Origin of the sequence: Cytobacillus pseudoceanisediminis, from assembly GCF_023516215.1 — a bacterium.
Classification (GTDB): Bacteria; Bacillota; Bacilli; order Bacillales; family Cytobacillaceae; genus Cytobacillus; species Cytobacillus pseudoceanisediminis.
In genome coordinates, this window is sequence record NZ_CP097349.1 from 4,573,813 (window position 1) to 4,596,714 (window position 22,902).

A 22,902-nucleotide genomic window follows, 5' to 3' on the forward strand; every position below is an offset into this window, starting at 1 on the left:
AATATAATATAGAAGTATTGAAAAAATGGTGAAATGAGGAAGATTATGAGGAAATTAGGCGTTGTTCTATCAGTTTTAGTCTTAATTTTCAGTTTGTTCAGCCCTGCCGCTTCAGCTCAGAGTCCGGAATTTGAGGAAGAATTTAAGCAGTATTTAAGTGACATTAGCGCAATCAGGGGTTTTGAAGTTACGAAGGAAGACATTGAAATGGTTCTTTCCATGTATGATGAAACTATTGAAGATTATGATTCTGTACAAGAGCTTAGTGAGTCCCTTGGTGAAGTAATTAAAGCTGATTTAAGCAACATTCAATATATCTATGATGATTATGAGTTGAATGAGGAGTCTTTAAGAAGCTTGCTTGCAGAATTTGGTGAAGAACTGGAGGATTACATTTTTGTCGGTGATCTTGAGGAGAGCGTATTTTTTTATACTAAAGATGAGATTGTCGATGAAGATATGATTCTGGAACTATTAGAGGTGTTTAAAGCTGAATTTGATTTAACAGATGAAGAGATTGAGAGATTGAAGAATCATCTCATTTCGATAGAGGATGACCTTTTGAGCCCTGAAACCATGGCCCGGATGGAGGAATTATCTTATCGGATGATGGCTATTGGAGAGTTCGATGAGACAGGGGAACTGAGTTCAGAACAAGTAGAGGAATTGCTGTCAATTTTTGATGAACTGCTTTCCATTTATCAGGTAAAAGCAGAGTATACTCTTATCACTAAAGGTACTGAAAAGAACCTGACTCTTCTTGAATTAGTAAATATGAAGGAATTGATCAATGCCAAGCTGAAAATCAGTATTTATAATCTGGCAGGCGATTTCCTGGCAGATATCATCATCACAGGTGAAATGTTTGATTCAGATTTAATTAAAGAAACAGGCAAGGATATTACAAATGCAGCGGAAAAAGTGGAAAAGGTGAAAAAGCCTTCCTCTGAAAATAAAACAGTAAAAGGCGGAAAGCTCCCAAATACAGCTTCCAACAATCTTATATATGGGGTTCTTGGACTGCTCGGGATTATGGTCGGCATGACATTATTCCGCAGAGTAAGGGAAAGATAATATGAGGCAAGAGAAAAGCCGAAGGAATAGAGAAGTCAGCCACAGAAAGCGGCTGCTTCTTCTTTTCTTTAGTTTAAGCTTAATTGTGCTGGGGCTTTGGTTTACTACGACAAGCGTCTATAAAGTTGGAAAAGGGTATATCTCTTATAAGATGAATGCGCCTGAAAGAGAAATGGAGCTAAAGAAAGAAGTCTCTGCAGCAGGAAAAGTGGAAGAGGAAGAAGAAAAGGAAGTTTTATACCCGGATAAGCCGGAAGTAGGCGAGGAAATCGGTGAGCTGTACATCCCGAAAATCAAATCCGTGCTGCCGATTATCCATGGAACAGATGAAGATGAGCTTGAAAAAGGCGTAGGGCATTATGCCGGCAGTGTAATGCCGGGGGAAAAAGATAACTCTGTCCTTTCCGGTCATAGAGATACGGTCTTCAGAAGGCTGGGTGAAGTAGGCGAAGGAGATATTCTGGAAGTAACGACAAAGGCCGGAACCTTTGAGTACCGTGTCAATAAAGTGCGGATTGTGGATGCGGACGACAGGACGGTAATTGTCCCTAAACCGCGTGCTATGCTGACGGTTACAACCTGCTACCCATTTGATTTTATTGGTGATGCACCACAAAGATACATTCTGGTTGCCCATCTCATATCCAAAAAGTAAAGAGATTAACAGAGTCTCCTTAATAAGGGGGACTTTTTTTTATAGAAAAAAATTTTTGTATTCCTATTTTCGACAACCATTAGATAAATATCCCTATATAATATACATATTCTACTAATTTCAAAAGTGAGTAGAGTGATAGGAATTTGAATAGCGGAGGAAAAGAGATGAGTCAGTTCAAAAGGGTAATATGCTTGTTTCTGGTATTGCTTCTTGCAGTCCAGCCCATCACAGTTTTGGGAGTGGAGAAAGAGAATACGGCCAAAGCCAGCCGTCTGAAGGAAACCATCCATAAGGAGGGGCTCCCAAAAAGGTTAAAGAGGCCACAAAAGATATTAGGACTGTAACTAAAGATGACTTTCCTTTAATGGAACCTGGTGATTTTGCTGGTACATTACTGGATAGCTGGAATTCATATCATCATATATGGTTTGAAGATGTTTTGGAATATACCGATTCCAGAATGATGCTTGAATTCTATTATCAATCATCTGCGTATTATTCAAAAGATTCCATTGTCTCCCTTGAATTTTATGAAGAGGAAAATGACAGCTTTGCGTTCCTGGGGTCTGTGGACTATGATTTGTACGGTATCCAGAGCGCTTATTTGGAGTCATATATTGATAAATCCTATTTTGCAGAACAGCCATACATTTATATGCGTCTGGGTGTTTCAAAAAGTATTTATTCAGAATATTATTCAGATGCCTTCTTGTTAAAAGTGAAAAATCCTTTTTATAAAGGTGAAGAGGAAGGACCATCGAACAAATATACCCTCATCAGCAATGAATCCGTTTTAGGGGATTCCTTTCAAACCACTGGGCAGTTCTCAATCAATAATGAGAAATATGCTTCCAATAAAAAGCTGAAGCAGGATGCGTACAGACTAGATGTTAAGAAGCCCTTTGATGTAAGGAAGAATAAAGGGAAGCAGCTGGGAAGCTATAAAAGCAAAAGATCTGCTTATCAGCTGGGACAATCAAAGTATTTCTGGGTGTACGATTTTTACTCCAATGCGGATTATCAGATAAATGCAACCCTGCTTTATTCCGGGTCAAAAGCGAATGTGTGGGTAAATAACAGCCAGCTGACACAGAAGCAGGCTGAAGATCTTGGCAAAGAGTTTGATGCAGGCATTCATCCGATTATTACAAACCATTTCGCTAATGAATCGGATGTGGATGGTGACGGAAAAGTTAATATTCTTGCTTATGATATCCAGGATGGATTTAATGGGAGCGGAGGTTATATAGCCGGGTATTTCTATCCGGGGGACCTGTATAATATTCAGTATTCAAACCAATCAGAGATCTTCTATGTGGATACCTATCCGCTAATGGGGACCGGTGCAGCAAAAGATCCTTCAGCATCCTATGAAACGCTGGCTCACGAATTTCAGCATATGGTCAACTTCAACCAGAATGTCTTTATTGAAGGTGATGAAGACGGCATGGATATCTGGCTTGATGAAGCCTTGGCCATGGCGGCAGAACAAGTGTACACAGGGCAGCCGTTGACTGACAGAATCGATTATTACAATTATTCCAATTCAATTGCCAGAGGACACTCACTTCTTTATTGGGACAATAATGGAGATACACTTGCCAATTACTCTTTATCCTATTTATTCGGGCAATATGTGAAGCTTCAGGCGAACAAAGGCAATGCTATTTTTAAAGAAATCCTGAAGGATTCCAATAATGACTATAGGGCAGTAGAAAATGTCATGAAGAAGTATGTGGATCCGTCACTTACATTTGGGAAGACGATGACAAATTTCCGTGGAGCACTTTTGTTGAAGCAGCACGACGGGCAATATGGATTTAAAGGTGAGCAGGCTTTTAATGCTCTGCAGCCGAGACTATATACAGGAGCATCCACCAATTTAAGGGGCGGAGGTGCCATTGTTACCCAGGCATCAAATGAGATTCCAGTGGACAAAGGGGCGGATATTACATATACCTTTGTTGGTGAGGAAGAGGATGCAACTCCCCTGCTGCTCCAACAGTTAATCCGGTCAGTGACCAGGATAGCACTGTAACAGGAAAAGCAGAAGAAGGCAGTAAAATAACAGTGAAAGCTGGAAATACTCTGCTGAGTACTGCAACTGCTGACAGCAGCGGGAATTTCAGTGCTGCAATAGCAAAGCAAAAGGCAGGAACAGTTTTATCGGTGACGGCGGAAGATAGCTCCGGAAATAAAAGTCCTGAGACCGAGGTTACGGTACTAGATAAAACTGCTCCTGCAGCACCTAAAGCAGATCCTGTAAGAGACTATGATAAAAAGGTAACAGGCCAGGCAGAAGCGGGCTCTACAGTGACAGTGAAAAAAGGCTCGTCTGTTCTTGGCACGGCTGCAGCAGGAACAGACGGAAAGTTTAGTGTAGCATTAAAGGCTGCTGAAAAAGCAGGAACGGTCTTAACGATTACCGCCACTGATAAGGCTGGGAATGTAAGTAAAGTAACTAATGTTACGGTAATAGACAAAACTGCTCCTGCATCGCCAAAGGCTGACCCTGTAAAAGATTATGATAAAAAGGTAACGGGGCAGGCAGAAGCGGGGTCACAAGTGACAGTCAAGAAAGGAAGCAGTACACTCGGTTCGGCTACTGCTGATAAGTATGGGAAGTTCACTATAAGCTTGAAATCTGCACAAAAAGCCGGCACTGTACTGAGTTTGACAGCGGCAGATAAAGCCGGCAATGTAAGCAAAATGGCTAAAGTAACAGTAATAGATAAAACAGCTCCGGCCGCACCAAAAGTAAATTCGATGAAAGACACTGATAAAAAAATTACAGGAACAGCAGAAGCCGGGTCCAGAGTTACTGTGAAAAGAGGAAGCACAATACTCGGTACAGCTACAGCAGCTAAAGATGGAAAGTTCACTGTCACAATCAAATCAGCTCAAAATGCTGGCACCGTTTTATATGTAACGGCAAAGGATAAGTCAGGCAATACAAGCAAGGCAGCAAAAATCACGGTGAAGGACAAAACGCCGCCTAAAACGCCTTCCGTTAACAAGGTGACATCCTCATCAACAAAAGTAACCGGAAAAGCTGAAGCTTATTCCACGGTATATGTAAAAGCTGGCACTAAGGTAATTGGGTCTGCTAAAGCCGCCAAATCAGGCAGTTTTTCAGTAAAGATAGCCAAACAGAAAACAGGAAAAATCCTTTATGTTTATGCCAAAGATAAGGCAGGCAATACCGGGAAGTCGGCAAAAATAACTGTGAAGAAGCGTTAATAAATTGAAGGGGAAAGGCTGCGGCCTTTTCTCTTTTTTTATGACACATTGATAGGGAAATCCCTGAAAGAGGTTTCCGGTACGACTCTTTGTGAATAATGATAACAGCAATGAAACATCCTATTTACAAACATTTGCTATAAATTAACAGAATCTTTACAGCTGTCCATCAGGCACATTGTTAGAATAAAAATATATGCCCCAAAACAGTCTTATGGACAATTACTTGTAAAGAAAGGATTTAATATGATGTCGAAACAAAAGCTAGTACTCTCTGTTGTGACTGCGTTTTTCCTTATCTGCCTATTTGGAATCATCATTATAGAGCCTGCTGAAATCTGGAATAGAATTAAACATAACAGTGAAAAAATGAATGTTGTTGGGTATTCTGACAATGTTGTTTATGACGGAAATCATTATAAATTACTTCATCCTATTGGTGAAAAGAATGGTTCGCTCTATATATCCCTGCCTGATTTAAAAGCCATCACGTTAGTGGAAACAGAGGAAAATGAAGATAAGCTAACGATTAGTTATAAAGATAGAAGTGTTACTTATAACAATGGATTAATTCAAAATTGCAATTTGGCTAAGGATGAAATGTGCGGATATGAAATAATAGACGGTATTATCTATGTCCCCGATCAGTCTGTTGAAAAATACTTGGGGTTTCAAATGGACTTCTTTTATGATAAGCAAACGAACACTGTCTCTATTAAAAGTCCTGAGGAGCAGACCAAAAAGCCTTATGATCAGGAACTAGGCTCTACGATTTTTGTACATAAGGAAAATGTTCCGGGTGAAAAATATGAACCGAGAAGCGGCATATACCTGGGTGGTTATGTTTTGCAGGATGAATATATAAATACGAGCATGAACACATTCAACAAGCTTACTGGAAAAACACATGCCTCCTATTTCAGATACGTCGGGTATGGAAAGCCATTTCCGAAGGAGTGGGCTGAAGAAGTCATCGCGGCAGGCGGCTTCCCGCAGGTAGCATGGGAGCCGAATAATGGACTGGATGAAGTGAAGGATGATGAGTATTTGAGGCAATTCGCAAAGGATGCTGGTGAATTAAAGGTCCCGATCCTTTTACGCTACGCAAGTGAAATGAACGGAACCTGGACCTTTTATTCGGGTCATTCCGAGCAATACATCGAGAAATGGAAATTGGTGCATGAAGTGATGGAGGAAGAAGCCCCTAACGTCATGATGCTCTGGAATGTCTTTACGATGCCGGAATCAACGATTGATGAATTCTATCCCGGTGATGAATATGTCGACTATGTTGGCGTCAATATTTATAACGTTTTCTATCATAATGATAATATCGAAGCAAAATCGGATTTTGAAGATCCGCTGCGTTTATTGGACTATGTATATAACACTTACAGCCATAAAAAACCTATTGTCATTGGTGAATTCGGGGCAACCAATTACACCGTGACAGATGGGAAGCATCATGACGACTTCGCTGTTGAAAAGATAACCCGGATGTATAAATACCTTCCTGAACTATATCCGCGTGTTAAATTTATTTACTACTTTGATGTGAATAATCTTGTTAATGCGCCGGAAGGAAGGAAAATCAATAATTACGCCATTACAGAGAAAAAAGCATTCTCAATGCATACTCAAACAATATAAAAACAAATCGTTATTTATCAAAAGTAGAGGAGAGTCCAGCTAAGAATGAGACTTATTCGTACAGAGATTTCTTCTTTTATTATGGTGGACAATTATACGTTGATTTTCAGTTTGTACGGGATTATCTGGACATGAATGTAAAAGAAAAAAGTAAACAAACATATGAAGTAGCCAACAAAGGAAAAAGCCTAAAAGTAAAGCAGGAGACTTTGAAGATAGACAAAGCTGCCTTTTTTGAAAAAAGAGAAATAACAGGCCTTCCACTTATGGAAATCCTAAAGGGTTTTGATATGAAGTATGAATTTAAAGATGGAAATTTGCATCTTTATTATTGAGTCTTAGTTTATATAACTCGCCTAGCCCATAATTGAATAAAAAGAGAAGAGGCAAATGCCTTTTCTCTTTTTTTGTTTCTCACAATATAGTAAAAAAGTTCTGGTTAAATGGAAATAAAATATATCCAAAATAAGTAATTTGGGATAAAATATTCTTAATTTTATTAAAGGAGAGATACACTTGATAGCAACTAAAACGATGAAAAGTTTCCTCTTTGCACTTCTTGCATGTTGTGCATTTTTAATGTGGGGGACAGAAAAGGCGGCTGCATCCATTTCAGATGCGAAGGCTATTAATCTTAATCAGACCTATAAAGGTGTACTTAAAGATTATGACCAGAAGGATTTCTATAAATTTACCATTTCGGCACCAGGGAATATCACTGGCAATAAAACAAAAACACAATTCTACTTGGGATGGAGAGATTATGAACAGTTCAGGCCAGGTGTTTGAGTCGTTCATAACGGATGACAGTGAAATGGTGAGCGGAGATGCATCAAGAGCTGTTGGCCTGCCGGCGGGCACCTACTACATAAAAATTGAAAACTACTCCGGTGCAATAGGAGTGAATTATGAATTTAAGGTTCAATATACACAATCCAATTATTATGAAAAAGAGTTCAATGATTCTCTTACAGCAGCAAATGCGATAGAGTTAAATAAGGTTTATGCTGGAATGCTTAGAAGATATGATGATAAAGATTTTTACATTTACTCTAACAAAGCCAGGAAACATTAAGCTTTTGATTGGGAATCAGCCTGATGTCACAGGATACAAAAGGAAATGTCTATGATTATATGTATACAGACGATAGTGAGATGGTTACAGGGTATTCAGCTGCAGAGGTAGGGCTTCCGGCAGGCACCTATTACGTAAAGATTGAAAATTATTCGGATGGTTTTGAAACAGCTTACCAAATGAAAGTTCAATATACAGCAACAGATTATTATGAAAAGGAGTTTAATAATTCCATTACAACTGCAAACGGATTAACCCTCAATAAAATCTATAAGGGAAACCTGCAGAATTCGGATGATAAGGATTTCTTTAAATTTACCCTTACAAAGCCAGGAAATGTCGCATTATCTATAAAGCAAAGTCCGGGAACCATATGGTATGCCCATATACAGGATACTAAGGGGAACATATACACAAAAATTTACACAGGTGACAGTGAAATGATCGAAGGTAATGTGGCAAGGGAAGTTGGATTACCAAAAGGAACTTACTATGTTTTAATAAGTAATTATTCATATGGAATAGATAAACCTTACGAGTTTCAGGTGAAATATACATCAAGTAATTATTATGAACAGGAATTTAATAATAATTTAACAAACGCAACAGCGGTTAACTTAAACCAAACCTACAAAGGGAATCTTCAAGATTATAACGATATCGACTTCTATAAGTTTTCAGTACCAAAGGATGGTCTGGTAAATCTGCAGATTCCTCAGAAGGCTGGAATGGAGTTATATGCACATATCCAGAACAGCTCCGGCAAGGTTATAAAGACCTATACACAAATGGAAGTGAAGCTGTTAAGGGCAATGCAGCACTGCAGGTTTCCCTGAAAAAGGAACTTATTATCTGCAGATCAAGAATTATTATGGCAGTATTGATATCCCTTATTCCTTTAAGCTTTATATGCAAGCCCCAGGACTCGCTTCAAGTAAAGTAACAGTAACCAATAATAAAGGAAAGAAAGATTCCATTCGCATCTCCGGCATTAAAAAGGGGGATGTGATCAAGGTATACAATGCTTCAGCAAAAGGAAAGCTGATTGCCCAAAAAACGAGCACAGGATCCGCTGATACCATCAGTGTGAATCAGATTGGTGAAAAAGCAGGGAAGATCTACGTCACTGTTACCTCGCCAAGTATGACGGAAAGTAAAAGGACAGCTGTATCTTTCACTGGTGAGCAGGCGAATCCAGTGAAATCAAGCCAGGTGAAATTACAAACAATAAATCAAAAAAAGATGTCATTACCGTAAGCAAGCTTAAAAAAGGGGATGTTGTCAAAGTTTATAATGCTTCCAAAGGCGGCAAACTTTTGGCTAAGTCAGGAAAAGTGACTAAAACATCTGCTGGTATCAGCATCAGCCAGCTTGGCAAAAAAGCAGGCAGTGTTTATATAACGGTACAAAGTGAAGGTATGAAGGAAAGCGCCGGTGTGAAGGTAAGTTATAAAGGGGAGAAGTAAGGAAATCAGAAAAAATGCAAACCGGCTGGGCTGGTTTGCATTTTTTTATTTGCTAATAAAAAAGTCAGTTACATATTTACTCCACAGTTCATGACCCTTCTCACTAGGAGCTTCATTCTCTTTGTTCAGATACGGTATGATTTCCTCTGAATCTGTAGAGGGCCATGCAGACCAGTGGTTAAGATAAGGAATATCGTTTGTTTCAGCGAATTTCTCTAATTCTTCAATCTGGACAAGGTAATAGTTTGCATCATAAATTGGATTTGGAGGCTGAAGAATGAACACGGTGTCAGGATTTTTTTCTTTTACTGCTGAAATCCAATTAGTAATATGAGCATGGGAGTCTTCAATCCGAACGAAACTGTTATCCTGCAAAGTGAACGGCTCTAAAACGATAAGATCTGCTTCTGCATCAATCATATCGGAAACTTTATCCTGATCGCTGAACTCCATTGAAGTGCCGTCAAAGACTTGAATGTCTACCTCGATGGAGCCCTCCCCGAAGGTCTCTTCAAGCTTTTTCTTTGCTGAGGACGCCCATCCATCTTCATTACTGCCTAAAGCTGTAGATCCTGCAAGAAGGATTTTATAAGGGATGCCTTCTAAGAGTGTTTGTTCAAATCTTCTTTTGGCTTCGGCAGGCCAGTTAACTGATATCTTTTGAAATTCCTCAATATCTATTCTTTTGTCAATCTCTTCCGCAACTTCGGCGGGTTCCGCAGTTTTCTTTGTCTCTTGACTAGTTGCATCTGTAGAAAGGACAGTTCTTTCCTTCCAATGGGAATTGCCCCAGTATAGGACCACCCCACAGGAGATGGCCAGCAATAGAATATAAAACTTCTTCATAATTACCTCCAACAAAGGATTTAATTTTATAAATGTAAAATTTCCCAATTTAAAATTTCGCCTATCAAAAAATGTCATTTTATAGTTAAATAGGAATAGTAATAACAAAATGGTTACATTTTCATTAAAATTATGACAAAAAATAACAAAAATGGCAACTTGATATGATATAATATTTTGAGTTTTGTTATTTATTTTTCCTTAGGAGGATATCATGGAAGAAACGATTAGTCTAAAAGAACTATTCCATACGCTGAAAAAAAGAGTGACTCTTATCCTGTCCATTACGATTCTGGCAGTCATGATCAGCGGAATAGTCAGTTACTTTTTTCTAACACCAATATATCAATCTTCTACGCAGATTCTGGTGAATCAGGCAAAAGATGAACAAAGTGTATATAGTGCGGGTGAAGTTCAAACCAACCTGCAGCTGATCAATACATATAATGTCATTATTAAGAGTGCTGCCATTCTTGAATTAGTAAAGGAAGAGCTCAAGCTTGATATGACAACAGGTGAGTTGAATCAGAAAATTACCGTTCAGAGTGAACAAAACTCTCAGGTGGTAACTATTTCTGTTCAGGATGAAGATCGAAAAAGAGCAGCTGATATCGCCAATACCACAGCAGAAGTGTTTCAGAAAGAAATCGTGGAAATTATGAACGTAAATAATGTAACCATTCTAGCGAAGGCGGAAGTAGGAGAAAATCAGGCTCCAGTTAAACCGCAGCCTCTTTTAAATATCGCCATTGCTTTAGTTGTTGGCTTAATGGCTGGTGTAGGATTGGCGTTCCTGCTTGAATATTTTGATAATACAATTAAGAACGAAGAAGATATTGAAAAAACGATTGGGCTTCCAGTCCTCGGTGTGATTGCTCAAATGGATGACACTGCTGAAAACGGGAGCCGTTCCGACCGCAAAACTAGGTTAAGAGGTGAGACTGTTGGTTCTTAAAAAGGGAGAAAAGAAGAAAGTGATGGAGCACAAGCGAAAGCTTGTTACAAAGAACGATCCAAAGTCTCCAATTTCTGAGCAGTACCGGACCATCCGGACAAATATTCAATTTTCATCAGTGGATGAAGAGATTCGCACTATTATGGTTACTTCATCAGGTCCGGGAGAAGGAAAGTCAACTACAACTGCCAATCTCGCAGTAGTCTTTGCCCAGCAAGGCAAAAGGGTGCTCCTGGTAGATGCTGATCTGCGGAAACCGACAGTGCATTATACGTTTAACCTTATGAATACGAGCGGATTAACGAGTGTGCTCACAAACCAGATGACGCTTATGGAATCTGTTAAGGCTATTGATATGAAAAACCTATTCATCCTTCCAAGCGGTCCGATTCCTCCTAATCCATCTGAATTGCTGGGATCAAAGGCAATGGATTACTTTATGAAGGCAGCCCTGGAGGAATTCGACATTATCTTATTTGATACTCCGCCAGTATTAGCGGTAACAGATGCCCAAATTCTTTCGAATAAATGTCAGGGTACCATTCTTGTAGCGGGCAGCGGGAAAGCGGAAAAAGACCAATTGGTGAAAACGAAGGAGCTGTTAGTAGCAGCGCAAGGGAAGCTATTAGGAGTTGTATTAAACAACAAGAAAATGAAAGAATCACAGCATTACTATTATTACGGTACGAATTAACAAAATTCGACAAATTACACCCTTTACCGTATTGAAGTTAAAATGTTAACATGACAGAAGAAGGACTTTTTGTCATATATTGAAAGGAGTGGAAGGGATGATTGACATACATTGTCATATCTTGCCGGGGATAGATGATGGTGCCCAAACAATAGAAGACAGTTTGGACATGGCGAAAGAAGCGGTTAGAGAGGGGATCTCCTCCATCATTGCCACTCCTCATCATAATCAATCCTATCGAAATACAAAAGATGAAATCATTGATGCTGTAATTGATTTAAATAATAGTTTGAAAGAGGCATCAATCCCACTGGAAATCCTTCCTGGCCAGGAAGTTCGGATTTATGGGGAAATAGTAGAAGGTTTAAGTAATGGAGAGATTCTTTCTCTTAGTCAATCACAGTATATGTTTATTGAATTTCCTTCTAACCATGTACCGAGATATGCTGAAAAACTCCTGTTTGATATTCAGCTGCAGGGATTGATTCCAATTATTGTTCATCCCGAGCGGAATAAGCAGTTAATGGAACAGCCGGATTTGTTATATCAATTTGTTGAAAAAGGCGCGTTAACCCAGGTGACGGCATCCAGTCTTTGCGGGTATTTCGGAAAGAATATAAAAAAGTTCTCTGAGCAATTGATAGGGTTTAACTTAACCCATTTTATCGCCTCAGATGCTCATAATGTGAAGAACCGCACGTTTAAAATGGCTGAAGCAATGGATTTAGTCGATTCTAAATACGGACCTGATATGGTTTATCTTTTTAAAGAGAATGCAGAGCTCCTAGTTGAGAACAGCAATATAATGAAAGAACTGCCTGAGAGAATTAAACGCAAAAAGTTTCTTGGCATTTTTTAACCATTCCATGTTGTATATAACTAGGCGATGCCTCCTGGCCTTTATCAATGGAGGCACTCGGCCATGCTGTGGGTGAGTAAAATCACCTTAGACACACAGTTGTCAGTAGCATGGTGTGAGGAGGGGTTAAATGCCCCAATCTAAATATTTAAAATAACCATATACGAATCCGCTTACATTATATTGTTAGATAATGTCCTAGATATCTAATGAAAGTACAGGACCATTCCTGTGTTCCCATTAGATATTTATTTTTGCCTTAAAACGGACAATAATGGATTTGAAATAGGTAATATGAACTATATTTAAGAAGGAGGCTATTTATTTGACGTACCAAAAGCGGCTGACACTGTTGGTTTTATTGGACTCATTAATTGTTTTATCAGCTATATATGTGAGTGTTTTGACGCTTCACCCAACGCTGGCATGGATTAAATCCGAAACATTGCTTGTTAGCTCTATTACGCTGCTGCTTAGCCATCATTTCTTTGCATCTGCTTACAGGCTTTATAACAAGGCATGGGAATACGCGAGTGTTGGAGAACTCGTGGCGATTGTAAAGGCAGTATCACTATCTATCATGACGACAGGAGTAATGCAGCAGCTGTTAATAGGGGATGTTTATTTCCGGGCTTTAATGCTTGCCTGGATGATGCACGTTCTATTAATAGGAGGTTCACGTTTCTCCTGGCGTGTCTACCGGGATCGATATATTAAATCAACTATAGAACAAAAGCGTGCTTTAATAGTAGGAGCCGGTGCTGCCGGAACAATGCTTGCAAGGCAGCTCCTCAAAAATCAAGACACTGAAATTAAACCGGTTGCATTTATCGATGATGACCCAAAAAAGTATAGATTACACATACATGGTTTACCTGTGGTTGGAGGTTCCAAACATATCTCGAAGACAGTGGAAACTCTGAATATTGATAAAATTGTCATTGCCATCCCTTCTCTTAATAAAAAAGAGATGCAAAGAATATTTGAAGAGTGTGCCGGAACAAAAGCCAAGACAGTCATCATGCCAATGATTGAAGATGTAATGCTTGGGAAGGTGTCTGTTAATCAATTCAGGGATGTGCAGGTAGAAGATCTGCTGGGACGAGAGCCAGTCAAGCTGGATATTGACAGTATCTCTGAAAAGTTGACTGGAAAGACCGTTTTAGTAACAGGTGCAGGCGGGTCAATAGGATCGGAAATCTGCCGCCAGGTATGCAAATTTAAACCAGAGAAGATTCTACTTTTGGGACATGGAGAGAACTCCATTTACCTGATTGATATGGAGTTAAGGAATAAGTATAAAGGCGAAATGGAAATTGTGCCGGTTATTGCGGACATTCAGGACAGGGATCGGATATTTGAAGTAATGGAAATGCATAAACCGGATGTTGTATATCATGCGGCTGCTCATAAGCATGTGCCTTTGATGGAGTACAATCCCAAGGAAGCTGTAAAAAATAATGTGATTGGAACGAAGAATGTTGCTGAAGCTGCAGATACCTTTGGTGTTGGGACATTTGTTTTGGTGTCTTCGGATAAGGCTGTTAATCCTACGAATGTGATGGGGTCAACAAAGCGGATTGCGGAGATGGTGATTCAGGAGCTGGATAAGCATAGTACTACCAAGTTTGTGGCTGTTCGATTTGGGAATGTGCTTGGTAGCCGTGGCAGTGTTATTCCGCTGTTTAAGAAGCAGATTCAGGCTGGCGGACCGGTGACGGTTACACATGCGGATATGACGAGGTATTTTATGACGATACCTGAGGCTTCTAGGCTTGTGATGCAAGCGGGTGCGTTGGCTCGCGGTGGTGAGATCTTTGTGCTTGATATGGGTGAGCCGGTTAAGATTGTGGATTTGGCTCGTAACCTAATCACTCTTTCTGGTTATAAAGAAGAAGAAATTGGAATTAGATTCTCTGGCGTTCGTCCTGGGGAGAAGATGTATGAGGAGCTTCTTAATGAAAAAGAAGTTCATAAGGAAACGGTTTTTCCGAAGATTTTTATTGGGAAAGCTGTGCTTGAACAGGAAGATGAGGTTCATTTTTTAGTTGAACAGTTCGATCGCATGTCAGCTGGTGAGATTAGTGAATATGTATTGAATTTGGCCAATAAGAGAAAAAACAACATTCTATTGATGGCTGAATAAGGGGGAGAATTAAATGAAAAAAGTACGGAAAGCCATTATTCCTGCAGCGGGATTAGGTACAAGATTTCTGCCAGCAACAAAGGCAATGCCAAAAGAAATGTTACCAATAGTTGATAAACCCACTATTCAATATATTGTTGAAGAAGCAGTGGCATCAGGGATTGAAGATATTATTATTGTTACTGGTAAAGGGAAACGTGCGATTGAGGATCATTTTGATAATTCTTTTGAGCTAGAAGATAACCTAATTCAAAAACAAAAGTTTGATCTTCTTGAAAAGGTAAAAGAACCTTCGAAAGTTGACATTCATTATATCAGGCAAAAAGAGCCTAAAGGACTTGGGCATGCGGTATGGTGTGCACGGAAGTTTATAGGAGATGAGCCGTTTGCGGTACTGCTCGGAGATGATATTGTTCAATCCGAAAAACCATGCTTGCGTCAGTTAATGGATGAATATGAGTCCACCCTTTCGTCCGTAATTGGGGTGCAAACTGTACCTAATGATGAAACACATCGCTATGGAATTATTGATCCTGCAGGTCAGTTAGGGCGTCGTTACCAAGTAAATAATTTTGTTGAAAAGCCAAAGCTAGGAACAGCACCATCAAACTTAGCTATCATGGGACGCTATATTTTAAACCCCGAAATATTCATGTTTCTAGAACAGCAGGAATTAGGTGCAGGTGGGGAAATTCAACTTACTGATGCTATTCAAAAGCTTAACCAAATACAGCGTGTGTTTGCTTATGACTTTGAAGGTGTCCGGTATGATGTTGGAGAGAAGTTTGGTTTTATTAAGACTACCATTGAAATGGCATTGCAAAATGATAGCTTGAGATCTGATTTGCTTAATTACCTTGAAGAGGTTATAGATACAAGAACGGTTAAGTAAAAAAGTGAAATTTTGGACCCTGTTCATAAATTTAAATTGTGGGCGGGGCTCTCTTTTGTATGGGTTAAATAACGATATTTTTAATGAATGAAATTAGTAGGTTAGTAGTTGGTTGGATTATTGAATGATGCACTGAAATAATCCAGTCAAGTCCTAAGATACTAAATTAAACTCTCAAGGAGTGGACCAAGATGTATTTGAAAATAAAAAGGTTGATTGATATCGTTCTATCTTTAGTTGGACTAATTGTTTTATCGCCAATTTTTATCTTACTAATTGTAGTAATAAAACTAGAATCACAGGGGCCAATACTTTTTAAACAGAAACGTGTAGGGATCAATAAGACTCATTTTAATATTTTGAAATTCCGGACCATGAGAATTGATACTCCTCAGGATACACCAACTCACTTATTGAAAAATCCAGAACAATATATTACTAATGTCGGAAAATTTTTGAGAAAAACAAGTTTAGATGAACTACCTCAAATTTGGAATATATTTGTTGGACAGATGAGCATTATAGGGCCGAGGCCAGCTCTTTGGAATCAGTATGATTTAATTTTAGAACGTGATAAGTACAATGCTAATAATGTACCTCCTGGACTTACAGGTTGGGCGCAGATTAATGGAAGAGATGAACTACCTATTGAAGTGAAAGCCAAATTGGATGGAGAGTATGTAGAAAAAATAGGTTTTTTGATGGATGTTAAGTGTTTTTTCTTAACAATCGTGAGTGTTGTTAAGAGTGAAGGGGTTGTAGAAGGTGGAACTGGTTCTAAGAAAGAAGTTGCAAGTGCTAAGGAGCGCAATTCATTATGAAAAGAATACTAATAACAGGAGAAAACAGCTACGTAGGTATAAGTATAGATAAGTGGTTGAGGAATTATCCTGAGAAATATCTAATAGATTCAATTAGTTTAAGAAATGATTCATGGAAGGAAAAAGATTTCTCGAAGTATGATGTTGTCCTTCATGTAGCTGGAATAGCTCACATTAAAGAAACAAAAGACAATGCTGAGAGTTATTACAAGGTAAACCGGGATTTAGCTTATGAAGTTGCCCAAATGGCAAAAGGTGAAGGTGTTAAACAGTTTATATTTCTAAGTTCAATGAGTGTTTATGGAATTGAAAGTGGTGTAATAGATAAAAATTCTCCCCTTAAACCTAAAAGTAATTATGGGAATTCTAAACTTCAAGCTGAGAAATTAATAGAGTCTTTAAGTGATGAGGTATTTAGAGTTTCGATCATACGTCCCCCAATGATTTATGGTAAAGGATGTAAAGGAAATTATTCTAGATTAGCTAAGCTTGCTTTAAAAATCCCCGTTTTTCCAGATATAAAGAATAAACGAAGTATGATTTATATAGATAACTTGTGTGAATTTGTAAGATTATTAATTGAGGATTATTGTGAAGGATTATTTTTCCCGCAAAATGATGAGTATGTTTGTACATCTGAAATGGTGAAGTTGATCGCTAGGATAAACGGGACTCATGTCCAAATGACAAAAGTTTTTAATTCTTTTTTAAGGTTAGTGAGGCATGATACAGTCAATAAGGTATTTGGTGACTTAGTTTATGATAAGTCTATGTCCGAGTATAAACATAGATATACAGTATGTGACTTTGAAACTTCAATAAAATTAACGGAGAAATAAATATGAAAAAAGTATTATTTGTCGCTACAGTAGTAAAAGCACATATTATGGTATTTCATATTCCGTATTTAAAGTGGTTTAAAGAAAATGGATTTGAGACATATGTTTGTGCAAAAAATGATTATGAAGATAATGAAAAATGTGAAATACCCTATTGTGATAATTACTATGATATCCCATTTGAGAGGGCTCCTTTAAAATTAAAAAACATCAAGGCATACAAACAATTAAAAGAATTAATAGAGAATAATGAATTTGATATAATTCATTGCCATACTCCAATAGGTGGGGCTTTATCGAGACTAGCTGCCCGGGATGCAAGAAAAAATGGGACAACTGTCATTTATACAGCTCATGGTTTTCATTTTTATAAAGGTGCACCTTTTATAAATTGGTTGTTATACTACCCTGTTGAAAGATTATTAGCGGGATATACTGACGTACTTATAACCATTAATAAGGAAGATTATAATAGAGCTAAAAAGTTTAAAGCAAAGAAAATTGAATATGTGCCTGGTGTTGGTATAGATACTATGAAGTATAGTGAAATATCTGTCAATAAAAAAGATAAACCTAGTCTTATAGGGATACCCCAGGATAGTTTAATTGTTGTTTCGGTAGGAGAGTTGAATAAGAACAAAAACCATGAAGTGATTATAAAAGCATTAGCAAATTTAAATAATAAAAAAATTTACTATGTAATTTGTGGTCAGGGACCTTTAAATAAACATTTAAAAGAACTAGCAAAGGAGCTAGGTGTAAAAGAACAAGTGAAATTATTAGGATTTCGGAAAGACATAATTGAGATATGCAAAGCTGCAGATATTTTTGCTTTTCCTTCATATAGAGAAGGTCTTTCAGTATCTCTAATGGAAGCAATGGCATCAGGTTTGCCTGTAGTGTGTTCTGATATTAGAGGTAATTATGATTTAATTGAAGAAGAAAAAGGGGGATATTTAGTTAAAGCTAGTGATATTGAGGGGTTTACTAGTAGAATCAACATTTTAAAGGAAGATTCTTTCTTGAGAAATCAATTTGGTGAATTCAATAAAAATAGAGTTAAGCAATATGGAAAAGAGAATGTCATGAAAATAATGGCGGAAATATACAATGAGGGATCTACTAATGCAGGTAACAAATAGTTCTAATCGAATAGCATTCATTATTGGTAGTATGGGAAAAGGTGGGGCAGAAAGAGTAATATCTATTCTAGCGAATAGATATGCTAGCAAAGGTTGGGAAGTCGATATTTTAATGTTATTAGACGATAAATGTGATTATTCTTTAAGTAATAGCATTAATTTAATACCAATAATTAAAAAAGGAAAATCCAGGTTTTCACAGTTGCCTAATTGGCTATCAAGTATTAGGAAGTATGTAAAAAACTATAAACCAAATAGAATAGTTTCATTCGTAGCAAGAATTAACCTAATAACATTACTAGCGTGTCTAGGATTGAATCAAAGAATTCTAATATCAGAGAGGAATGATCCAGCAGCTGATGGTAGGTCGGTGTTTGTAAGATTATCTACCTATGTACTTTATTCTTATAGCAAAGCAATTGTATTTCAAACCAAATGGGCTCAATCCTGTTTTCCAAAAAAATTCAAAAAAAGGTATCATTATACCGAACCCTATTAATGTTGCTACTGGAGCTTCAAAAAATAAAAAGAAAAAGCTTGTTTCAGTAGGACGGTTATCAGAACAAAAAAATCAGGCAATGTTAATAGATGCTTTTGCAAAAGTCAATGAAGAACATCCTGAGTATCAATTGTTTATATATGGGGAGGGCCACTTAAGAGATTTATTAAGTCAGCAAATAAATGAATTACATCTAAACGATAAAGTTTTCTTACCTGGAACCGTCACAAATATTCATGAAGTGATTTCAGATGCTGAGATTTTTGTACTTTCATCTAATTATGAAGGTTTATCTAATGCTTTACTCGAGGCGATGATGATGGGGCTACCATGCATATCAACTAATTGTGCTGGATCAAATGAAATTATAAAAGATGAAGTGAATGGTCTATTAATTCCTATTGGGGACACAGAAAGACTTACTGATACCATTAATAAACTAATAACTAATAAAGATTTTTCATCCCAACTCGGTAATGAAGCGAAGACGACAGCAAAGATGTTTGATAGTAAAATTGTTATTAATAAATGGGAAAACGTAATCGAACAGCAATAAAATTAGAGGATGTTTAAGATGAAAAGAATATTATTTGTGATTCCTTTTTTATCTAGTGGCGGTGCAGAAAGAGTCGTTTCCATATGGTCCAGTGAGTTGGCGAAATTAGGTAGCGATGTTCACTTGCTTGTATTTTATAGAGTGGATAATGAATACCCAGTCGAACGAAAAGTGAATTTTCATACAATTTCAGAGGGTAAGTCTGAGTATGTTGCGATGTCCCAAGTACAAAAATTATTTAACCTGAGAAGAAAGTTTAAAGAAATTAACCCAGACTTTGTTTTACCTTTCATATCTCATGTTGGAATAATGGCTACAATTGCCAGTTTATCACTGCCTCTGAAAATAATTGAAACTATTCGTATTGATCCTAGATATAGCCCACAAAAAAAGTGCTACGAATTCTTAGAAATGTATCAGTCTTTTTTTCAAAAAGGTGTATAGTCCAAAATGAAAAACAAAAAAAGTATTTTCCATTATGGTTACAAAAGCATATTGTTGTCTTCCCAAATCCTATAGCAAACGAATTTATTCAAAATAAAAAGGTTTTTACGAACAAGGAAATTAGAAACATCGTTGCAGTTGGAAGATTAGAGAAGCAGAAAAACTATCCTATGTTAATTCGCGCATTTTCAAAAATTGCACAAGAAAACAACCAAATTATATTGAGAATATATGGAGAAGGCTCTTTATATAACGATTTATACGATTATATAAATAAGCTTAAGCTGAATGATAGGATCATTTTATGTGGCCGAACAAGAAATATTAATCAAATTCTGCAAGAATCGGATATGTATATTCTTTCCTCTGATGCAGAAGGTATGCCAAATTCATTAATGGAAGCAATGGCCATAGGGTTACCTTGTATATCTACTGATTGTCCGACAGGCCCTGCTGATTTAATTGAAAATGGTATGAATGGGTATTTGATTCCAATCCAAGATGAGGATGCCCTTATACAGTCGATGAAAAAAATGATTGGAAACATTGATAATGCCATCGAAATGGGAAAAAGAGCGAGAGTGACAATAGCAACTAGATATACTTCAAATGTAAGTGCAAGCAATTTATTGAAGTTTTTAGAATCATTATAATAAATGTCAAGTGTTAATAAAATCTATAAGGAGTATTTAAATGAAGCGCCCAAAATTGATACAAGCAGCATTTAATATAATCAGATATTCAGCTTTTAAAATATGGCCTGAATCTACTCTTAAAATGGAGTTTAAACGTCATGCAGGATATAAACTAAATCTTAAGAATCCCCAAACCTTCAATGAAAAGTTACAGTGGTTAAAATTAAATTGGTTTGATCCAAAGGCTACCATATGCGCTGATAAATATTCCGTTAGGGAATATGTCAAAGACAAAGGATTAGATCACATACTTAATGAATTGTATGGCGTATATGATAACGTTGAGGATATTGATTTAGATCAGTTACCTGATGAATTTGTAATGAAGGTAACTCACGGTTGTGGACAAAACCTGATTTGTACTGATAAATCACGAATAAACTGGAATTTAGAAAAGAAAAAGTTTAAAAGTTGGCTCAAGACCAGCCACTACTTTGACTCGCTTGAGTGGGTCTATAAAGATATTAAACCAAGAATAGTTGTTGAGAAGTTAATAAAAACTGATGATGGAAAACCACCAAAGGATTATAAAGTTTTTTGTTTTAATGGAGAGCCAAAATGCCTGTTTGTCGCTACAGATAGAGGAGAACATACCACTAAATTTGATTTTTATGATTTAGATTGGAATCATATACCTGTGAAAAACCATTATCCGAATAGTGGAAATATATTGCCTCGTCCAAAAGAGTTAGACGATATACTTGAGTATTCAAGAATTCTATCGGGAGGGTTTCCACATATGAGAGTAGATTTTTATATAGAAAGTAACAAAGTAATATTTGGAGAATGTACGTTCTTCCATTTCTCGGGCAGTGAACCGTTTGAACCAATAGAGTATGATTATAAAATGGGTGATTTTCTAAATATATCTTTAATAAAAAAAGCCTAATTTTTTATACTCGAAAAATTAAATCAATAACTAGGATATCTCTACAAAGACAAGCAAATAAAATAGTAATGTCTATCGGCCTTAGGGCAGAATCATATATTTGCAATGATATTTTAAGGAGAATAAAATGGTTCAAATCATAGCTATTATATTAGGCTTTTTATTTAGCGGTTTATGTATTTTTATAAATCTCTTGTTATATAAGAGGACAAAGAAAATAAGTTTGATAAATATTTTTATTTTTATGTTAATTATCTTTAATGGTATACTTCCTGTTTTTTTAATTAATAATGCTCTAAATAACGCCTTTAGTAAATCATTAACTATAATAGAAGATTATACAATTTCCGGTGTTTTTTTATATTATTCTCAGAATTTAATATTGCTTATTAGTACAACTTTTGGATGGTTACTAGTAAAAAAAGGTTCGTATAATAATATTACTACTAAGGATATATCCAGAGTAAATAATTTAAATTATATTTCAATAAAGAGGATTTCAATTTTTTCATTAATTTTAGCTATGGTTTCTTACTATTTATATAGTAGGGCATATGGAGGTTATTTAGGGTTATTGGATTATACTACGGCAATTAGGAGCGGGTTAATGACGGTAAATAATCCTTTTTCCTTTCTTGAGAAATTTGGTGGTTTTTCATTATTTTCAACATTATTGCTTAGTGGTTTAATTTTAGACAAAAACCATTCAAAAAAAGACTTAATATGGTTAATTGCGTCAATTAGCTTTTCCATATATTACTTGTATTCTCTTGGTGGACGTGCTTCACTTGTTAACTTTTTTGCAGCATTGATGATCGGAATTATTTTCTATAAATATCACGGTAAAATCACTTTAAATTTGGCATTTAAGGTAGGAGGAATAGTTCTTGGAGCTATTCTTGGGCTCTACTATGTTACAAATATTTTTGCAAGAGGAAGTGGCAGTCTTTCAATATATGATTTCTTTATTCAGGAACTCTCATTTCCTTTTGCATCATTTAATATGGTATTAGACTATCCGGGTATGTTCTTATTTAAACATGTTATTCTCACTCCTTTATATTTTTTACCATCTTCCATTTGGATCAATATGGGATTTGATACAGCTTCTTCCTTCAACACACTTCTCTTTATGGGGGCAAGAAAAGGAGAAAGTGGTGTAACAGGTAGCGTACCTCTTGATCTGTTGTCGTTTAGTTGGCTGCAAGGAGGCTTTATTGGATCACTAGTCATAGGTATATTATTTGGATTATTGCTTGCGGTACTCCAAAGAATGATTAATTGTATTCTAAATAAGGGTGTAAAATCATTTGTATTTTCATATGTTGCTGTAGAATTTGCCATTATGATAATAATTTATGGGGATACAGTTCATGTTATCCAGGGGAATTTCTCATTTATAGTTGGTTTTTGCCTACTTTTATCTTTGCTAAAAAGAAACACCAAATTTGTATCATTGTAG

Annotated in this window: 26 protein-coding genes and 1 pseudogene; 26 read left to right on the forward strand and 1 reads right to left on the reverse strand. The window is 36.8% G+C overall.

Annotated features, from left to right (window positions below; genetic code table 11):
- The first annotated feature begins 45 nt into the window (after window positions 1-45).
- The 13 genes and pseudogenes from M5V91_RS24520 (at window position 46) to M5V91_RS24580 (ending at window position 9,163) form a co-directional block, all read left to right on the forward strand.
- Entirely contained in the window at window positions 46-1,074 is a 1,029-nt protein-coding gene (locus M5V91_RS24520; RefSeq protein WP_251174215.1) for a processed acidic surface protein, read from the forward strand.
- Window position 1,075: 1 nt separating this feature from the next.
- Window positions 1,076-1,729 carry a class D sortase, LPxTATN-specific gene (srtD, locus tag M5V91_RS24525; protein WP_251174214.1) on the forward strand — a complete coding sequence of 218 codons (654 nt, stop codon included), beginning with the start codon at window positions 1,076-1,078 and terminating at the stop codon, window positions 1,727-1,729.
- A gap of 167 nt (window positions 1,730-1,896) precedes the next feature.
- On the forward strand, window positions 1,897-2,076 hold the full coding sequence (locus M5V91_RS24530) for a hypothetical protein (RefSeq protein ID WP_284521559.1): 180 nt from the start codon (window positions 1,897-1,899) through the stop codon (window positions 2,074-2,076).
- Window positions 2,077-2,096: 20 nt separating this feature from the next.
- Window positions 2,097-3,770 carry a M30 family zinc metallopeptidase gene (locus tag M5V91_RS24535; protein ID WP_284521560.1) on the forward strand — a complete coding sequence of 558 codons (1,674 nt, stop codon included), beginning with the start codon at window positions 2,097-2,099 and terminating at the stop codon, window positions 3,768-3,770.
- 11 nt (window positions 3,771-3,781) lie between these two features.
- Window positions 3,782-4,657: pseudogene (locus M5V91_RS24540) on the forward strand (Ig-like domain-containing protein); the annotation flags it as partial.
- Window positions 4,658-4,750: 93 nt separating this feature from the next.
- Window positions 4,751-4,972: an Ig-like domain-containing protein gene (locus M5V91_RS30715; protein ID WP_369426001.1), complete on the forward strand. Its 222-nt coding sequence runs from the start codon at window positions 4,751-4,753 to the stop codon at window positions 4,970-4,972.
- A 246-nt stretch (window positions 4,973-5,218) separates the two neighbouring features.
- The gene (locus M5V91_RS24550; RefSeq protein WP_284521561.1) at window positions 5,219-6,622 is read left to right on the forward strand and encodes a glycoside hydrolase family 26 protein; all 1,404 of its coding nucleotides are present in this window, start codon (window positions 5,219-5,221) and stop codon (window positions 6,620-6,622) included.
- Window positions 6,623-6,753: 131 nt separating this feature from the next.
- Entirely contained in the window at window positions 6,754-6,957 is a 204-nt protein-coding gene (locus tag M5V91_RS24555; protein ID WP_284521562.1) for a hypothetical protein, read from the forward strand.
- A gap of 181 nt (window positions 6,958-7,138) precedes the next feature.
- The gene (locus M5V91_RS24560) at window positions 7,139-7,411 is read left to right on the forward strand and encodes a hypothetical protein (RefSeq protein WP_251174211.1); all 273 of its coding nucleotides are present in this window, start codon (window positions 7,139-7,141) and stop codon (window positions 7,409-7,411) included.
- Window positions 7,386-7,697 carry a hypothetical protein gene (locus tag M5V91_RS24565; protein ID WP_251174210.1) on the forward strand — a complete coding sequence of 104 codons (312 nt, stop codon included), beginning with the start codon at window positions 7,386-7,388 and terminating at the stop codon, window positions 7,695-7,697. Before M5V91_RS24560 ends, M5V91_RS24565 begins: the two co-directional genes overlap by 26 nt.
- A 23-nt stretch (window positions 7,698-7,720) precedes the next feature.
- Window positions 7,721-8,533 carry a hypothetical protein gene (locus tag M5V91_RS24570; RefSeq protein WP_251174209.1) on the forward strand — a complete coding sequence of 271 codons (813 nt, stop codon included), beginning with the start codon at window positions 7,721-7,723 and terminating at the stop codon, window positions 8,531-8,533.
- Between the two features lie 73 nt (window positions 8,534-8,606).
- Window positions 8,607-8,954 (forward strand): hypothetical protein, encoded by a 348-nt coding sequence (locus tag M5V91_RS24575; protein WP_251174208.1) that lies wholly within the window; start codon window positions 8,607-8,609, stop codon window positions 8,952-8,954.
- A 59-nt stretch (window positions 8,955-9,013) separates the two neighbouring features.
- On the forward strand, window positions 9,014-9,163 hold the full coding sequence (locus M5V91_RS24580) for a hypothetical protein (RefSeq protein ID WP_251174207.1): 150 nt from the start codon (window positions 9,014-9,016) through the stop codon (window positions 9,161-9,163).
- Between the two features lie 45 nt (window positions 9,164-9,208).
- Here the strand turns inward: M5V91_RS24580 and M5V91_RS24585 are convergent, their stop codons facing one another.
- The gene (locus M5V91_RS24585; RefSeq protein ID WP_251174206.1) at window positions 9,209-10,009 is read right to left on the reverse strand and encodes an SGNH/GDSL hydrolase family protein; all 801 of its coding nucleotides are present in this window, start codon (window positions 10,007-10,009) and stop codon (window positions 9,209-9,211) included.
- Between the two features lie 214 nt (window positions 10,010-10,223).
- Between M5V91_RS24585 and M5V91_RS24590 the strand changes: the two genes are divergently transcribed.
- From M5V91_RS24590 to M5V91_RS24650, 13 genes are all read left to right on the forward strand, one after another.
- Window positions 10,224-10,964 (forward strand): YveK family protein, encoded by a 741-nt coding sequence (locus tag M5V91_RS24590; protein ID WP_251174205.1) that lies wholly within the window; start codon window positions 10,224-10,226, stop codon window positions 10,962-10,964.
- A gap of 22 nt (window positions 10,965-10,986) precedes the next feature.
- The gene (locus tag M5V91_RS24595; protein ID WP_251174377.1) at window positions 10,987-11,658 is read left to right on the forward strand and encodes a CpsD/CapB family tyrosine-protein kinase; all 672 of its coding nucleotides are present in this window, start codon (window positions 10,987-10,989) and stop codon (window positions 11,656-11,658) included.
- Between the two features lie 97 nt (window positions 11,659-11,755).
- Window positions 11,756-12,517, forward strand: coding sequence for a tyrosine-protein phosphatase (locus tag M5V91_RS24600; RefSeq protein ID WP_251174204.1), 762 nt, complete (start codon window positions 11,756-11,758; stop codon window positions 12,515-12,517).
- A gap of 325 nt (window positions 12,518-12,842) precedes the next feature.
- A complete protein-coding gene (locus M5V91_RS24605) occupies window positions 12,843-14,663 on the forward strand; it encodes a polysaccharide biosynthesis protein (RefSeq protein ID WP_251174203.1) in 1,821 nt (606 codons plus the stop codon).
- 13 nt (window positions 14,664-14,676) lie between these two features.
- Window positions 14,677-15,555 (forward strand): UTP--glucose-1-phosphate uridylyltransferase GalU, encoded by an 879-nt coding sequence (galU, locus tag M5V91_RS24610; protein WP_251174202.1) that lies wholly within the window; start codon window positions 14,677-14,679, stop codon window positions 15,553-15,555.
- A 191-nt stretch (window positions 15,556-15,746) separates the two neighbouring features.
- Window positions 15,747-16,376, forward strand: a complete 630-nt coding sequence (locus M5V91_RS24615; protein ID WP_251174201.1) for a sugar transferase — start codon at window positions 15,747-15,749, stop codon at window positions 16,374-16,376.
- A complete protein-coding gene (locus M5V91_RS24620) occupies window positions 16,373-17,215 on the forward strand; it encodes an NAD-dependent epimerase/dehydratase family protein (RefSeq protein WP_251174200.1) in 843 nt (280 codons plus the stop codon). The genes M5V91_RS24615 and M5V91_RS24620 overlap by 4 nt, the downstream gene beginning before the upstream one ends.
- 2 nt (window positions 17,216-17,217) lie before the next feature.
- On the forward strand, window positions 17,218-18,357 hold the full coding sequence (locus M5V91_RS24625; RefSeq protein WP_251174199.1) for a glycosyltransferase family 4 protein: 1,140 nt from the start codon (window positions 17,218-17,220) through the stop codon (window positions 18,355-18,357).
- Between the two features lie 392 nt (window positions 18,358-18,749).
- Window positions 18,750-19,412: a glycosyltransferase gene (locus M5V91_RS24630; RefSeq protein ID WP_284521563.1), complete on the forward strand. Its 663-nt coding sequence runs from the start codon at window positions 18,750-18,752 to the stop codon at window positions 19,410-19,412.
- A gap of 18 nt (window positions 19,413-19,430) precedes the next feature.
- Window positions 19,431-19,856 carry a glycosyltransferase gene (locus M5V91_RS24635; RefSeq protein WP_284521564.1) on the forward strand — a complete coding sequence of 142 codons (426 nt, stop codon included), beginning with the start codon at window positions 19,431-19,433 and terminating at the stop codon, window positions 19,854-19,856.
- Window positions 19,805-20,509: a glycosyltransferase gene (locus M5V91_RS24640; RefSeq protein ID WP_284521565.1), complete on the forward strand. Its 705-nt coding sequence runs from the start codon at window positions 19,805-19,807 to the stop codon at window positions 20,507-20,509. Before M5V91_RS24635 ends, M5V91_RS24640 begins: the two co-directional genes overlap by 52 nt.
- A 40-nt stretch (window positions 20,510-20,549) precedes the next feature.
- Window positions 20,550-21,440 carry an ATP-grasp fold amidoligase family protein gene (locus M5V91_RS24645; RefSeq protein WP_251174196.1) on the forward strand — a complete coding sequence of 297 codons (891 nt, stop codon included), beginning with the start codon at window positions 20,550-20,552 and terminating at the stop codon, window positions 21,438-21,440.
- A gap of 127 nt (window positions 21,441-21,567) precedes the next feature.
- Window positions 21,568-22,902 carry an O-antigen polymerase gene (locus tag M5V91_RS24650; RefSeq protein WP_251174195.1) on the forward strand — a complete coding sequence of 445 codons (1,335 nt, stop codon included), beginning with the start codon at window positions 21,568-21,570 and terminating at the stop codon, window positions 22,900-22,902.

Bases quoted from the DNA above. Each gene is read 5' to 3' on its own strand.
- M5V91_RS24520 (WP_251174215.1), top strand. From the start codon at position 46: ATGAGGAAATTAGGCGTTGTTCTATCAGTTTTAGTCTTAATTTTCAGT.
- srtD (WP_251174214.1), top strand. From the start codon at position 1,076: ATGAGGCAAGAGAAAAGCCGAAGGAATAGAGAAGTCAGCCACAGAAAG.
- M5V91_RS24530 (WP_284521559.1), top strand. From the start codon at position 1,897: ATGAGTCAGTTCAAAAGGGTAATATGCTTGTTTCTGGTATTGCTTCTT.
- M5V91_RS24535 (WP_284521560.1), top strand. From the start codon at position 2,097: ATGGAACCTGGTGATTTTGCTGGTACATTACTGGATAGCTGGAATTCA.
- M5V91_RS24550 (WP_284521561.1), top strand. From the start codon at position 5,219: ATGATGTCGAAACAAAAGCTAGTACTCTCTGTTGTGACTGCGTTTTTC.
- M5V91_RS24555 (WP_284521562.1), top strand. From the start codon at position 6,754: ATGAATGTAAAAGAAAAAAGTAAACAAACATATGAAGTAGCCAACAAA.
- M5V91_RS24565 (WP_251174210.1), top strand. From the start codon at position 7,386: ATGAACAGTTCAGGCCAGGTGTTTGAGTCGTTCATAACGGATGACAGT.
- M5V91_RS24570 (WP_251174209.1), top strand. From the start codon at position 7,721: ATGTCACAGGATACAAAAGGAAATGTCTATGATTATATGTATACAGAC.
- M5V91_RS24575 (WP_251174208.1), top strand. From the start codon at position 8,607: ATGCAAGCCCCAGGACTCGCTTCAAGTAAAGTAACAGTAACCAATAAT.
- M5V91_RS24585 (WP_251174206.1), bottom strand. From the start codon at position 10,009: ATGAAGAAGTTTTATATTCTATTGCTGGCCATCTCCTGTGGGGTGGTC.
- M5V91_RS24590 (WP_251174205.1), top strand. From the start codon at position 10,224: ATGGAAGAAACGATTAGTCTAAAAGAACTATTCCATACGCTGAAAAAA.
- M5V91_RS24595 (WP_251174377.1), top strand. From the start codon at position 10,987: ATGGAGCACAAGCGAAAGCTTGTTACAAAGAACGATCCAAAGTCTCCA.
- M5V91_RS24600 (WP_251174204.1), top strand. From the start codon at position 11,756: ATGATTGACATACATTGTCATATCTTGCCGGGGATAGATGATGGTGCC.
- galU (WP_251174202.1), top strand. From the start codon at position 14,677: ATGAAAAAAGTACGGAAAGCCATTATTCCTGCAGCGGGATTAGGTACA.
- M5V91_RS24615 (WP_251174201.1), top strand. From the start codon at position 15,747: ATGTATTTGAAAATAAAAAGGTTGATTGATATCGTTCTATCTTTAGTT.
- M5V91_RS24620 (WP_251174200.1), top strand. From the start codon at position 16,373: ATGAAAAGAATACTAATAACAGGAGAAAACAGCTACGTAGGTATAAGT.
- M5V91_RS24625 (WP_251174199.1), top strand. From the start codon at position 17,218: ATGAAAAAAGTATTATTTGTCGCTACAGTAGTAAAAGCACATATTATG.
- M5V91_RS24630 (WP_284521563.1), top strand. From the start codon at position 18,750: ATGTACTTTATTCTTATAGCAAAGCAATTGTATTTCAAACCAAATGGG.
- M5V91_RS24635 (WP_284521564.1), top strand. From the start codon at position 19,431: ATGAAAAGAATATTATTTGTGATTCCTTTTTTATCTAGTGGCGGTGCA.
- M5V91_RS24645 (WP_251174196.1), top strand. From the start codon at position 20,550: ATGAAGCGCCCAAAATTGATACAAGCAGCATTTAATATAATCAGATAT.
- M5V91_RS24650 (WP_251174195.1), top strand. From the start codon at position 21,568: ATGGTTCAAATCATAGCTATTATATTAGGCTTTTTATTTAGCGGTTTA.